Annotated in this window: 9 protein-coding genes; 4 read left to right on the top strand and 5 right to left on the bottom strand. The window is 72.1% G+C overall.

Going from position 1 to position 12,953, the window contains the following annotated elements:
- Positions 1–82: 82 nt before the first annotated feature.
- The 3 genes from ACIQ6Y_RS26810 to ACIQ6Y_RS26820 all read right to left on the bottom strand — a co-directional run bounded on the left by ACIQ6Y_RS26810 (position 83) and on the right by ACIQ6Y_RS26820 (position 3,735).
- Positions 83–1,297, bottom strand: coding sequence for an MFS transporter (locus ACIQ6Y_RS26810; RefSeq protein ID WP_404042533.1), 1,215 nt, complete (start codon positions 1,295–1,297; stop codon positions 83–85).
- Between the two features lie 84 nt (positions 1,298–1,381).
- Positions 1,382–2,689 carry a DegT/DnrJ/EryC1/StrS family aminotransferase gene (locus tag ACIQ6Y_RS26815; protein WP_404042534.1) on the bottom strand — a complete coding sequence of 436 codons (1,308 nt, stop codon included), beginning with the start codon at positions 2,687–2,689 and terminating at the stop codon, positions 1,382–1,384.
- Positions 2,683–3,735, bottom strand: a complete 1,053-nt coding sequence (locus ACIQ6Y_RS26820; RefSeq protein ID WP_404042535.1) for an NAD-dependent epimerase/dehydratase family protein — start codon at positions 3,733–3,735, stop codon at positions 2,683–2,685. Before ACIQ6Y_RS26820 ends, ACIQ6Y_RS26815 begins: the two co-directional genes overlap by 7 nt.
- 466 nt (positions 3,736–4,201) lie before the next feature.
- Between ACIQ6Y_RS26820 and ACIQ6Y_RS26825 the strand changes: the two genes are divergently transcribed.
- The 4 genes from ACIQ6Y_RS26825 to ACIQ6Y_RS26840 are packed head-to-tail and all read left to right on the top strand — an operon-like array spanning position 4,202 to position 8,571.
- Positions 4,202–5,281 (top strand): substrate-binding domain-containing protein, encoded by a 1,080-nt coding sequence (locus tag ACIQ6Y_RS26825; RefSeq protein ID WP_404042536.1) that lies wholly within the window; start codon positions 4,202–4,204, stop codon positions 5,279–5,281.
- Positions 5,282–5,289: 8 nt separating this feature from the next.
- Positions 5,290–6,453, top strand: coding sequence for a toxic anion resistance protein (locus tag ACIQ6Y_RS26830; RefSeq protein ID WP_404042537.1), 1,164 nt, complete (start codon positions 5,290–5,292; stop codon positions 6,451–6,453).
- Positions 6,450–7,982: a substrate-binding domain-containing protein gene (locus ACIQ6Y_RS26835; RefSeq protein ID WP_404042538.1), complete on the top strand. Its 1,533-nt coding sequence runs from the start codon at positions 6,450–6,452 to the stop codon at positions 7,980–7,982. The genes ACIQ6Y_RS26830 and ACIQ6Y_RS26835 overlap by 4 nt, the downstream gene beginning before the upstream one ends.
- Positions 7,969–8,571 carry a hypothetical protein gene (locus ACIQ6Y_RS26840; RefSeq protein WP_404042539.1) on the top strand — a complete coding sequence of 201 codons (603 nt, stop codon included), beginning with the start codon at positions 7,969–7,971 and terminating at the stop codon, positions 8,569–8,571. The genes ACIQ6Y_RS26835 and ACIQ6Y_RS26840 overlap by 14 nt, the downstream gene beginning before the upstream one ends.
- A 3-nt stretch (positions 8,572–8,574) precedes the next feature.
- On the opposite strand, the gene ACIQ6Y_RS26845 is transcribed toward ACIQ6Y_RS26840, so the two are convergent.
- Together ACIQ6Y_RS26845 and ACIQ6Y_RS26850 are read right to left on the bottom strand one after the other, a co-directional pair.
- Complete coding sequence (locus tag ACIQ6Y_RS26845; protein WP_404042540.1) at positions 8,575–10,620, bottom strand: calcium-binding protein; 2,046 nt, start codon at positions 10,618–10,620, stop codon at positions 8,575–8,577.
- A 290-nt stretch (positions 10,621–10,910) separates the two neighbouring features.
- Positions 10,911–12,734 carry a phosphoenolpyruvate carboxykinase (GTP) gene (locus tag ACIQ6Y_RS26850; protein ID WP_404042541.1) on the bottom strand — a complete coding sequence of 608 codons (1,824 nt, stop codon included), beginning with the start codon at positions 12,732–12,734 and terminating at the stop codon, positions 10,911–10,913.
- Positions 12,735–12,953: the final 219 nt, after the last annotated feature.

The raw sequence follows: 12,953 nt of genomic DNA on the forward strand, positions 1-12,953 counted from the left end.
CGCAGTTCCCCGCGCCCCTGGGTGGGCCCAGCCAGGGGCGCGGGGAACTGCGCGACCAGCCCTCCACGGTCCGCAGGTGACGTCATGAAGGCGGGGACCCCGGGCGTCGGAGGCGCGTGGCCAGGATGCCCATCGTGAGCATCAAGGTCGGCAGGACCAGCATGGCGGTGCGGAGGGTCGTGGTGGAGGCGAGGGCGCCGATGAGTGGGGGGCCGGCGAGGAAGCCGACGTAGCCGATGGCGGAGACGGCGGCGATGGCGGGGCCGGGAGTGTCGGGGCGTCGGGCGGCGGCGTGGGCGAAGACGACCGGGATGACGGCGGCCATGCCCAGGCCGAGGAGGGCGTAGCCGGTGAAGCCGGCCGGGGTGGTGGGGGACGCGATCGGGGTCACGGCTCCCGCGCCTGCCAGGGCCGCGCAGGCCACGGTGAAGCGGACCGTGCCCAGGCGGGTGCGGATGCGGTCGGCGGAGAGGCGGCCGAGGACCATGCCCGCGGAGAAGACCGCGTAGCCGAGGCCCGCCGCGCCCGGGGAGGAGCCGGTCACCTCGCGGAGGTAGACGGCGCCCCAGTCGTTGACGACGCCCTCGCCCATCAGGGCGCAGAAAGCGACCAGGCCGGGGATCCACAGGCCGGGGCCGGGCAGGGCCAGCATGGGGCCGCTGTCGCGGGTGTCCCGTGGGGGGTCCGGGGCCATGGAGGTGGCCGCGGCCGCGGCCACCGCGCTCAGGGCCAGCGCGGCCGGCGGGAAGTGGCGGCCGATGCCGATGTCCGCCGACGCGGCCAGGCCCCCCGCGACCGCGCCCGCGATGCCGCCCAGGCTGAACATCGCGTGGAAGCCGCCGAGGACCGGCCGTTCGTAGGCGCGCTCCACCAGGACGCCCTGGGTGTTCATCGCCACGTCGACCGCGGTGTTGCCGCAGGCGAACAACGCCAGCAGCACCGTCAGCGCCGCCAGGCCGGGCGCGTACGCCAGTGCGGCGAGGGCGGCCAGGTAGACGGCGAGCCCGGCGCACAGCACCGTACGGCTGCCGTACCTGGCCACCAGGCCGCCGACCAGCGGCAGTCCGACGAAGGCGCCGCCGCTCAGGCCGATCAAGGCGATCGCCAGTTCGCCCGCGGACAGGTCCAGGCGGTCCTGGACGGCCGGCACCCGGGAGGCCCAGGTGGCGAAGGCGGCGCCGGTGAGGAAGAAGACCGCGCTGACCGACAGACGCTGCCGTCGCAGGGTGCGCCTGCGGCGGTCGTCGTCCCCGGAGCGAGCCACGCGCCCGTGGTCGACGTCCAGATCCTTCTGCATCGGTCCTACGGTCCTTCCGTCACTGACGTGCCTCTTCCAGCCTCGCCCACCCCGGCGGGCCCCGGTCGCGGAACCGCCGCCCCGTCACCCCATCGCGTCCGCCGTCCGCCGGGCCAGCGCCACCAGGGCGTCCCGTTCCTCCACCAGGACCTTGTGGAAGACGTCCGCGAACAGGCCCATCGTGCCGGTGTCGTTGGGCGGGCCGAGGGAGCTGAAGCTCTGTCCGAGGACGAGGCGGCGGGCGCAGATCTCCTCGGCGACGGGGTGGTCGCGCGGGTCGTAGGTGTGGCCGGGGCGGGCATGGCCGCAGGTCCAGGGGCAGCCCCGGCCGTAGCCGCGCTGTTCCTGGAAGAGGGTCTGGGCGGGCACGGGCCGCGGCTGCCAGCGCATGATGCCCAGGCCCTCGGCGTTCACGGCCTGCGCGAGGGCGTCGCGGAAGGCGGGGACCGGGATGTCGTCGAGGCCCAGTTCCTCGGGCATGACCAGCAGGGGGTAGAAGAAGTAGACGTGGGTGCGGTCCTCGGGGACGACCGGCGGGCGGATGCCGGGGATCTGTGCGAGACGGGCGGTGAGCGCGGCCCCGTTCTCCTCCCGCACCCGGGACATCTGCGGCAGCCGGGCCAGCTGGGAGCGGGCGAAGGCGGCGGCGAGGACGTCGATGCGGTAGTTCCAGCCCATGATCCGGGCGTTGTAGTCACGGCTCTGGCCGGGCAGTTCCTCGCCGAACATCAGCACCCGCCGCGCGAGCCGGTACTGCTCCTCGTCGCGGGTGGCGAACAGCCCGCCCTCGCCGAGCGCGGACAGGGTCTTGGAGCCGTTCAGGCTGGCCCCACTCAGGGTGCCCAGCGACCCGGCCGGCCTGCCCTTGTAGGTGGCGCCGTGCGCCTGGGCCGCGTCCTCGATCAGGGTCAGCCCGTGCCGGTCGGCGATCGCCCGCAGGGCGTCGTGGTCGGCGGGCAGCCCGTTGAGGTCGACGACGACGATCGCGCGGGTGCGGTCGGTGATGCGTTCCTCGACGCGCGCGGGGTCGACGGCGAAGGTCTCGATGTCGGTGTCGACGAACACCGGGATCGCGTTGGCCTGGAGCACACAGGACGCGGAGGCGAGGAAGGTGTCGGCGGGCACCAGCACCTCGTCGCCGGGCTCGACCCCGGCCGCGGCGATCGCCATGTGCAGGGCAGCGGTACCGGAGTTGGCGGCCAGGACGTACGGCATGCCGGTGAACTCGGCCCAGGCCCGCTCCAGTTCCTGCACCGTGCGCATGGGCCAGTGCCAGGGCGTGGCCGAGTCGAGGGCGTCGAGGACGGCCTTGCGGTCGTCGTCGACGATGTGCGGCCAGGGGGCCACCGCACCCTCGGGGACGAGCCGGGGGCCTCCGTCGAGGGCTAGCACGAGGTCACCTCCGCCATCTCGTCCACCGGGCTCAGCCGCCTGCGCCGGACCGGAGTCTCTCTGCGGAACACGGCCCTGGCGGAGGGCAGTTCGGGGTACGGGCCGAGCAGCGCCGCCAGCGTGGAGAGACCCTCGGCCAGGCTGACGCGGGGCATGAAGCCGAGCCCGGTCAGCCGGGTGACGTCGGCGAGCAGGGTGAAGCTGTCCTCCAGGCTGGAGGTGTCGGCCTCCAGCTTCGCCGGGCGTCCGGTGGCCGCGCCGACCGCCTCGGCCAGCTCCCGCATGGACACGGCGGTGCCGGTGCCCAGGTTGTAGACGCCGCCGGCCTCGCCCCGGCCGGCCAGGGTGATCATCGCCCGGCACAGGTCCTCGACATGGATGAAGTCGCGCCGCTTGCGGTCGATGTCGCCGACGACGGGGATGGGCCGTTCGCCCAGGTGCCAGCGCAGGAACTGCGACACCTCGCCGCCCGCCCTGCGCGGGTCCTCGCCGGGCCCGTAGACGACGAAGGAGCGCCCGATGACGACGGGCAGCCCGGCGGTGGCGTGCAGGGCGCGCAGGGTCAGCTCGCCGGACAGCTTGGAGGCGCCGTACGGCAGAAAGGGCGCGGTCGGGTGGTCCTCGGTGATCGGGGCGTGCAGCGGGGTGCCGTAGACGATGGCGGAGGAGAGGTAGACCAGGCGGGCCACGCCCAGTTCGAGGCAGGCGTTGCCCACGTTGCAGGTGCCGAGGGCGTTGAGGTGGAAGTCGTGCCGGGGTTTCTCCACCGACTCGGTGCCGCTGGCGTTCCCGGCCAGGTGGAAGACGACGTCGGTGCCCTGCAGCGCGAGCAGGGTCTCGCCGTAGTCGCGCAGGTCGGCGCGGACGTGGCGGACGCCGGGCAGGGTGGCGACGTCCTCGGTGAGGGGGGCGTGGTCGACGACGGTGGTCTTCTTGCCGAGCAGGCTGAGGGCCGCGACGAGGTGCCGGCCGACAAAGCCGGCTCCTCCGGTGACGGCCACCTCTTCGTGGTCCCGGAGCGTTTCGAGCATGTCGACGCCGTGCATCAGGATTCCCTCCAAGGGAAGTCCAAAGGGTGGTCTGCGGCCGGCGGGCATGTGTGCTCACGCCGCTGCGCCGGTCCGGGCGAATGCGCTCTTCGACTTGAGGTCCGGAGCCGCGCCGACTCGGGCGCCTGATCGGGCTCCGGCCGCATCAGTTCATCACGTGTATGGGCCACCGATGCAAGGGCGGCCGGGGAGAGTGGCCGAGGCCGTATCCCCGGCGGCCGGGGAGGCCGTCCGATCCGGAGCGGTGCACAGCGGACAACCGTGCTGGGCGTTCGCGATCTGTGGGGCGTACCGGAAGGCGGTCTCGGGGGCCCGCGGCCGGGCAGGGATGGCCGATTGGCGGGGGGTCGTGGTCCGGCCGGAGGGAAAGGCGGGGTTCCGGTTGAGTACCGGGACCGTCGCCTCATCCTCCGTTCACCTGGGAACACCAGGAACGTTCCGTTCCGCGAGCACGCTTCGCGACGTGAGACGCATCTTGGGAATCGTCCTCGCGGTTCTGCTGGCCGGCGGTGTGGTGGTGGCCGTCGTCGCAGGTCAGAACGGTGAGGAGCAGAGCACGGCAACGAAGACCGTGCGCGCGGTGATCGGGTCGGAGAAGGCGGAGTTCTTCGCCGACCCACGGGTGGTGGACGCCCTTGCCGCCAAGGGCTACACCGTGGAGGCCGAGACCAGCGGGTCCTGGGCCATGGACGGGCTGGAGCTGAAGGGCTACGACCTCGCCTTTCCCTCCAGCAGGGCACCGGCCGACGAGCTGGCGAAGAAGCGCGGGATACGGCAGACCCTGCCGCGGCCGTTCTACTCGCCCCTCGTCGTGGTCGCCCACGAGAACGCCGCTCAGGTGCTGGCCGGCAACGGCCTCGCCGAGCTGGAGAAGGGCACCCGCCGGGGCGTGCTGAAGATGGGCGCCTATCTCGACGCGGCCGACTCCGACCGGACCTGGCAGCAGCTGAAGGGGGCCGAGAAGTACGGGGAGCTGACCGGCACGCTCTACATCGCCAGCACCGACCCGGAGACCTCCAACTCCGGCGCCCTCTACCTCGCCGCGGCCTCCTATGTCGCCAACGGCGGCCGGGTCGTCGCCGGGGACGAGGACCTCGACGCGACCGCCCCGCTGCTGCACAAGCTCGTCAGTGTGCAGGGCGCCCAGCAGTCCGGCTCGGACGCGGCGTTCCGGGACTTCGTCAGCGGGGTCGGCAATCCGCTGGTGCTGGTCTACGAGTCGCAGGTCGCGGCGCTGCTCGCCGAGCAGCAGGACCCGGGCAACCTGGTCGTCCTCTACCCGGACACCACGGTCAGCAGCGACCACACCGTCGTACCGCTCACCGAGGACGGCCGGGCGGTCGGTGAACTGCTGAGCAACGACAAGGAGTTGCGCCGCCTCGCGGCCCGGCACGGCTTCCGCCCGCAGGGCGCGGCCGCCGAGTTCACCGCCGCCACCGCGGGCCGCTCCGCCCACCTCGACCAGACGCTGACCGGTGTCCGGCAGGCGCCCGTGCCCACCTCCGCGGTGCTGCACGAGATGGCGCGCCGGGCCCGGTCGTAGGGGGACCCATGACCGAGAACGACTTCACGCTCACCCCGCCCGAGCCGGTCGCCGCCGTGCCGCGGGAGAAGGCCGGCGGGCTGGTGCCCGTCGAGGACTCCGTCCGCGCCGACATGGCCCGCAGGGCCGCCGACCATGTCTCCGGGCTCGCCGCGCTGGACGCCCGCTCCCCCGAGTTCGCCGACCGGGTCGGCGAGATCACGGCCCTGGGCGCGGGCGAGATGCGCAGCGCTGCCGGGCAGTCCAACCGCATGCTGGAGCGCACCGTACGGTCGCTCCCGGACAAGGGCGGGGACGCGCAGACCAAGGTCGCCGGATCGCTGGTCGAGCTGCGGCGGGTGGTGGAGGACCTCGACCCGCGGGACCTGCCCGCGAACAAGGGGCGCAGGTTCCTCTCCCGGCTGCCCGGCGGCAACAGGCTGCGCGACCACCTCGCCAAGTACGCCTCTGCGCAAGGGACGTTGAACACCATCGTCGGCGCGCTGCGCGGCGGGCAGGACGAACTGCGCCGCGACAACGCCGCGTTGCAGACCGAGCGGGTGCGCCTGTGGGAGACCATGGGCAAGCTCCAGGAGTACGTCGTGCTGACAGAGGCCCTCGACGAGGCCGTCGAGCAGCACATCGCCCAGGTCGCCGACCCGCAGGCGGCCGACGCGCTGCGCGCGGACGTGCTGTTCCCCGTACGGCAGAAGCACCAGGACCTGCTCACCCAGCTCGCGGTGTGCGCGCAGGGCTACCTCGCCATGGACGTCGTACGGCGCAACAACGAGGAGCTGATCAAGGGCGTCGACCGGGCCGCGACCACGACCGTGTCGGCGCTGCGGATCTCGGTGATGCTGGCGTCCGCGCTGGAGAACCAGAAGAAGGTGACCGAGCAGGTGAATGCGCTGCGCGGCACCACCGAGGACCTCATCCGCGGCAACGCCGAGATGCTCGCCTCGCAGTCCGGCGAGATCCAGCGCATCGCCGCCGACCCGGCCGTCGGCGCGGAGACCCTGCGCACCGCCTTCCAGCAGATCTACCGCACGCTGGACGCCATCGACACCTACAAGGTGCAGGCGACCGAGGTGATGGCGGCGACCGTGGAGAACCTCACCGCCGAACTCCAGCAGGCGGGCGACCACCTGGCCCGCAGCCGGTCGCAGAGTGCGCTCGAAGGGGGCCTCGGATGAGACGCCCGCTGGCCGCCGTGCTCGCCGGTCTCGCCCTGCTGACCGGCTGCACCACCGAGGAGACCCCCGCCGCGCGGTCCACGTACGAGCCGGGCACCCTGCGTGTCCTCGCCTCCAGCGAGCTCGCCGACATGGAGCCGGTGCTGGACCGGGTCCGCGAGAAGACCGGCATCACCGTCGAGCCGACCTACATGGGCACGCTGGACGCGGTCGAGCTGCTGGCCGCAGGCAAGGCGAAGGGGGCGTACGACGCCCTGTGGCTGGCCTCCGACGACTATCTGCGGCTGCGCCCGGAGGCGGCGCGGGAGATCGTCTCCGAGACGCCGGTGATGTCCAGCCCGCTGGCGATCGGTGTGCGGCCGGCCACCGTCACCCGGCTCGGCTGGAAGCCCGGTGACGTCACCTGGGCGCAGGTCGAACGGGCGGTCGCCGACGGGAAGCTGACGTACGGCATGACCGACCCGGCGCGCTCCAACTCCGGGTTCTCCACGCTGATCTCGGTGGCGTCGGCGCTGTCGGGCGCCCAGTCGGCGCTCACGGACGCGGACGTGGCGAAGGCCACGCCGCGGCTGAAGGAGTTCTTCCAGGGACAGCAGCTCACCTCGGGGTCGTCGGGCTGGCTGGCCTCCGCCTACGAGCGGCGCGGGGACGTCGACGCGCTGCTCAACTACGAGTCCGTGCTGAAGGGCACCCTCGGTCTGACCGTGATCCGGCCGCGCGACGGCGTCGTCACGGCCGACTATCCGCTGTCCTCGCTGAAGTCGTCCGAGCCGGGTGCCCGCGAGGACGTGCGGCGGCTGACGGAGGCGCTGCGCGCGCCGGAGATCCAGCGCGAGATCACCGCCCGCACCCACCGCCGCCCGGTCGTCCCGTCCGTGCCGCCGGGCCCGGGCCTGGACACCGACCGGCGGCGCGAACTGCCGTTCCCGGGCAGCCGGTCGGTCGCCGACGGGCTGCTCGAGTCGTACGAGAACGAACTGCGCAGGCCCTCGCGCACGGTGTACGTGCTGGACACCTCCGGCTCGATGGAGGGCGACCGGCTGGCGAGCCTGAAGACGGCCCTGGCCGGGCTGACCGGTGACTTCCGGGAGCGCGAGGAGGTGACGCTGATGCCGTTCGGGTCGGACGTGAAGAGCGTGCGCACCCATGTGGTGGATCCCGCGGACCCGGGGAAGGGTCTGGAGGCGATCCGCCGGGACACCGACGCGCTGGACGCCGACGGCGACACCGCGATCTTCACCTCGCTGCAGAAGGCGTACGAGCAGCTGGGCGGCGGACGCGACACGTTCACGTCGATCGTGCTGATGACGGACGGCGAGAACACCAGCGGCGCGACGGCCGGGGACTTCGACGCCTTCTACGCCGGGCTCGACGCACGGCGCCGGGCCACGCCCGTCTTCCCCATCCTCTTCGGCGACTCCGACCGCGGGGAGCTGGAGCACATCGCCGAGCTGACCGGCGGCCGGCTCTTCGACGCCCAGGAGGGCTCGCTGGACGGCGCCTTCAAGGAGATCCGTGGCTATCAGTGAGTATCTCGGCTCCCGCAAGCACATCGCCGGCAGCGTGTGCGGGCTGCTCGGGCTCGCTCTGACGTTCGCGGGGCTCGCGGGCGCGTACTGGCCGGTGGTGGTGGCGGGGCTGTACGGGGCGGGGGCGCTGGTCGCGCCGCCGCAGCGGCCCGCGGTGCCGCGCTTCCCCACGCCGACCGAGCAACTGGAGGAGGTGCGGGCCGACCTGGGCCGGCTGGGCGACTATCTGCTGGCGGTCGAGCTGCCGTCCGGCGCCGCCGAGCGGCTCGACGACCTGATGGTGCTGCTGGCCGCCCTGCTCGACTCGGACCGGGGGGCCGAGCTCCTGGCCCGGGACCCCGAGAGGCTGCATGCGCTGTCGCGGGCGGTACGGCAGGACGTGCCGGAGGCCGTCGACGCGTATGTCCGCACCCGCTGGTGGACCCGGCTGGCGCCGGGGCAGGAGCCGCCGGAGAACCACCTGGAACGGCAGCTCTCCGCGCTGCACAAGGAGCTGACGGGGCTGGCGGCGGACCTGCGCGAGAGCGAGGCCCGCCGCCAGGAGTCGCACACCCGCTATCTGGAGGAGCGTGGCGGCGGCACCGGGTGAGGGTCAGGGGCAGCTGATGCGGACGTCGCCCGAGTCCGTGGTGCAGGTGTCCGAGCCGGGGCCGCCGTTGGCGGTGTCGTTGCCGGAGACGCCGTCGACGGTCTCCAGCCGGTCGTTGCCGTAGTTGCCGGTCAGGGTGTCGTTGCCCGGGCCGCCGACGAGCCGGTCGTCCTGGAAACCGCCGTCCAGGCGGTCGTTGCCGTAGTCGCCGTAGACGGTGTCGGTGCCGTAGCTCGCGTTGACGGTGTCGTCGCCGCTGAGGGCGCAGATCACGTCGGTGCCGGAGGTGCCGGTGATGGTGTCGTTGCCGCTGGTGCCGATTCGGGTGCAGCCGCGGGCGTTGTCGATCGTCGTCGTCCTGGTGGCCGTGTTGTTGCCGGCCACCGGGTCGGACGTGGTGGAGGTGACGGTGGCCCGGTCGGTGAGGGTGCCGGTGGCGCGCGGTTCGACGACGATCGTCACCGTGGCGGCTCCCGCGGCGCCGGGGGCGAGGGTGCCGAGGCCGCAGACGGCGCCGTCGGCGTTGGTGGTGCAGCTGCCCCGGTTGGTGGTGGCGGAGATGACCGAGCCGGCCGGGCCGGTGAGCGTGTCGGTGAGGGTGACGCCGGTCGCCGAGGTGCCGGCGGTGTTGTTGGTGACGGTCACGGTGTACGTGGCACGGCTGCCGATGCTCATGGTGGTGGTGCCGGTCTTGGTGACCGACAGGTCCGCGCCTGGCGGCGCCGCGGCGACCTGATAGCGGACCAGACCGCCGTCGTCGCCGGTGTTGCCCGACGCGACGATCTTGCCGTCGGACTGGATCGCCACCGCGTTGGCGACGTCGAAGAAGCCGTTGTCCACATCGGTGGTGACTTTGCCGTCGCCGCTGAAAGCGGGGTCCAGGCTGCCGTCGGGGTTGTAGCGGGCCACCGCGAAGTCGGCCTGGCTGATGCCGGCGGCGACGATCTTGCCGTCAGACTGCAACGCCAGGTCGGAGCTGCCGTCCAGCGTGCCGCCGGCGAAGTCGGTGAGGACCTTGCCGTCGCCGCCGAACCCGGGATCGAGCGCGCCGTCGGAGGCGTAGCGGGCCAGGGCGAAGTCGAAGTCGCTGCTCCCGGCGAGGACGATCTTCCCGTCGGACTGCACCTTCACGCCGCCCGCCGAGTCGGCCTCACCGAAGCCGGTGATGACCTTGCCGTCGCCGTCGAACCCGGTGTCGAGGCCGCCGTCGGCGTTGTAGCGGACCACCGCGAAGTCGGAGGCGTTGGCGGGGTAGTTGTACCTGCCGCGGCCGGCGGCGACGATCTTCCCGTCGGACTGCAGCGCCACGTCGTACGCGGCCGAGGCGCCGTTCGCGAAGGCGGTGGTCACCGTGCCGTCGCCGGCGAAGTCCGTGTCGAGGCTGCCGTCCGAGTGGTAGCGGGCCACCGCGAAGTCGGACGGGCCGTACTCGAAGCCGCTCAGCCCGGCGACGAGGATCCGGCCGTCGCCGTACAGCTGCACGGCGTGCGCCTCGCCCGAGCCTTGCGTCGCCGGGAGGCTCGTGAGGACCACGCCGCCCGAGCCGAAGCCGGTGTCGAAGCTGCCGTCGGGGTTGAACCGGGTCACCGTGAACCTGGTTTCGAAGGTCTCCGGGTCCGCGCTGCGGCCGACCACGACGATCTTTCCGTCCGGCTGCACCGCGACCCCGTTGGCGACGTCCTCCCCGCCGCGCACATCGGCGATCACCCGGCCGTCCCCGCCGAACTCGGGGTCCAGGCTGCCGTCGGTGCGGTAACGGGCCAGGGCGAAGTCGGTCTCGCCGGTCCCGGGGTTCTGGGTGAGGCCTACGGTGACGATCCGGCCGTCGGCCTGGACCGCCATGTCACGGCTCTCGTCGTAGGAGCCGCCGTTGAAGTCGGTGGCGACCCTGCCGTCACCGCTGAACGTGGTGTCGAGGTCGCCCGGTGCCGCGGCCGCGGCGCCGGGGAGGGTCAGGACGAGTGCCAGGACGGTCGCCGCGACGGTTCCGGCCCGGGTCGGAAGGGACCCGGGGTGGCGCCGCGCCCTTCGCGTGTGGGGTGTGAGCATGGGCGACAGCCTTGCGCCGCTCCCCCGCACGGGCGCACGCCACGACCGGCATTGCCCTCACCGGACGCAGGAATCCATCCCGGTGGGTGAGTTGCCCGCCGTCGGCGGGCAAGCAGCACGGCCCCGCACGCCATTGTGCGGGGCCACGGTTCGTGACGATGTGCCGCCTCCCGCGGCCGGCCGTGACGATCACTGGTCAGGGCTCCCATCGGGGCCGGCCGCGGGGGAATGTGGGGGTGGGTTCAGCCACCCGGTGGGGCGCCGCTCGGACGCCCCTTCGGTGGGGGTCGTCAGCCCAGGCGCTCCACGAGCGCGCGGTGCTGCTCCCACAGCTCCTTCGGCGTGTGGTCGCCGAAGGTGTTGAGGTGCTCGGGCACCAGGGCGGCCTCCTCGCGCCACACGTCCTTGTCGACGGTGAGCAGGAAGTCCAGGTCGGACTCGGACAGTTCGAGTCCGTCGGTGTCCAGGGCGGCCTTGGTCGGCAGCACACCGATCGGGGTCTCGACGCCCTCGGCCTTGCCGTCCAGGCGCTCCACGATCCACTTCAGGACACGGGAGTTCTCGCCGAAGCCGGGCCAGACGAACTTGCCCTCGTCGTTCTTGCGGAACCAGTTGACGTAGTAGATCTTGGGCAGCTTGGACTGGTCCTTGCCCTTGGCCACGTCGACCCAGTGGCCCATGTAGTCGCCCATGTTGTAGCCGCAGAACGGCAGCATGGCGAACGGGTCGCGGCGCAGCTCGCCGACCTTGCCCTCGGCGGCGGCGGTCTTCTCGGAGGCCACGTTGGCGCCGAGGAAGACGCCGTGGTTCCAGTCGAAGGACTCGGTCACCAGCGGTACGGCGCTGGCGCGGCGGCCGCCGAAGAGGATCGCGGAGATCGGCACGCCCTTGGGGTCCTCCCACTCGGGCGCGATGATCGGGCACTGCGAGGCGGGCACGGTGAAGCGGGCGTTGGGGTGGGCGGCCGGGGTCTCGGACGCCGGCGTCCAGTCGTTGCCCTTCCAGTCCGTGAGGTGGGTCGGGGCCTCCTCGGTCATGCCCTCCCACCACACGTCGTTGTCGTCGGTGAGGGCGACGTTGGTGAAGACCGCGTTGCCCCACAGCGTCTTCATCGCGTTGGCGTTGGTGTGCTCACCGGTGCCGGGCGCGACGCCGAAGAAGCCGGCCTCGGGGTTGATGGCGTAGAGGCGGCCGTCCTCGCCGAAGCGCATCCAGGCGATGTCGTCGCCGATGGTCTCCACGGTCCAGCCGGAGATGGTGGGCTCCAGCATGGCGAGGTTGGTCTTGCCGCAGGCGCTCGGGAAGGCGGCGGCGACGTACTTCGACTCGCCCTGCGGCGGGGTCAGCTTGAGGATCAGCATGTGCTCGGCGAGCCAGCCCTCGTCGCGGGCCATGACGGAGGCGATGCGCAGGGCGTAGCACTTCTTGCCGAGCAGGGCGTTGCCGCCGTAGCCGGAGCCGTAGGACCAGATCTCGCGCGACTCGGGGAAGTGCGAGATGTACTTGGTGGAGTTGCAGGGCCACGGCACGTCCTCCTGGCCCTCCTCCAGGGGGGCGCCGAGGGTGTGCACGGCCTTGACGAAGAAGCCCTCGGAGCCGAGCTCGTCGAGGACCGGCTGTCCCATGCGGGTCATGGTGCGCATGGAGACGGCGACGTAGGCGGAGTCGGTGATCTCGACGCCGATCGCGGACAGCGGAGAGCCGAGCGGGCCCATGCAGAAGGGCACGACGTACATCGTGCGGCCCTTCATGGAGCCGCGGAACAGGCCCTTCTCACCGGCGAAGATCTCCCGCATCTCGGCGGGGGCCTTCCAGTGGTTGGTGGGGCCCGCGTCCTCCTCCTTCTCGGAGCAGATGAAGGTGCGGTCCTCGACGCGCGCCACGTCGGTGGGGTCGGAGGCCGCGTAGTAGGAGTTGGGGCGCTTGATCGGGTCGAGCTTGCGGAACGTGCCCTTGTCGACCAGTTCCTCGCAGAGCCGCTCGTACTCGGCTTCGGATCCGTCGCACCAGACCACGTTGTCCGGCTGCGTGATGTCGGCGATCTCGTTGACCCAGGTGACCAGTTCCTGGTGGTTGGTGGGGACGACGGAGGGAGCCGCGATGTCTCGCGCCACGATTGCTCCTAGAAAGAGGGTTTTTTGTCCTGTCTGCCCCGTGGGGGCCGCGACCCGGATGCTTCGCAGCGCTCATCCGGTGCCGACCGCACTCATTTGATCATCCGACGTTCGCGCCCATCTGTCCAGAGGAGCTCACAGGTGAGCAGAGTGAGGATCGCCACGTGTAGCGCCGCTTCTTTGCGTCCACATGGCGTTCGGCAGAAAGTTCTTTGCCTT

Source organism: Streptomyces sp. NPDC096205 (assembly GCF_044763135.1).
In the GTDB taxonomy this organism is placed as follows: Bacteria; Actinomycetota; Actinomycetes; order Streptomycetales; family Streptomycetaceae; genus Streptomyces.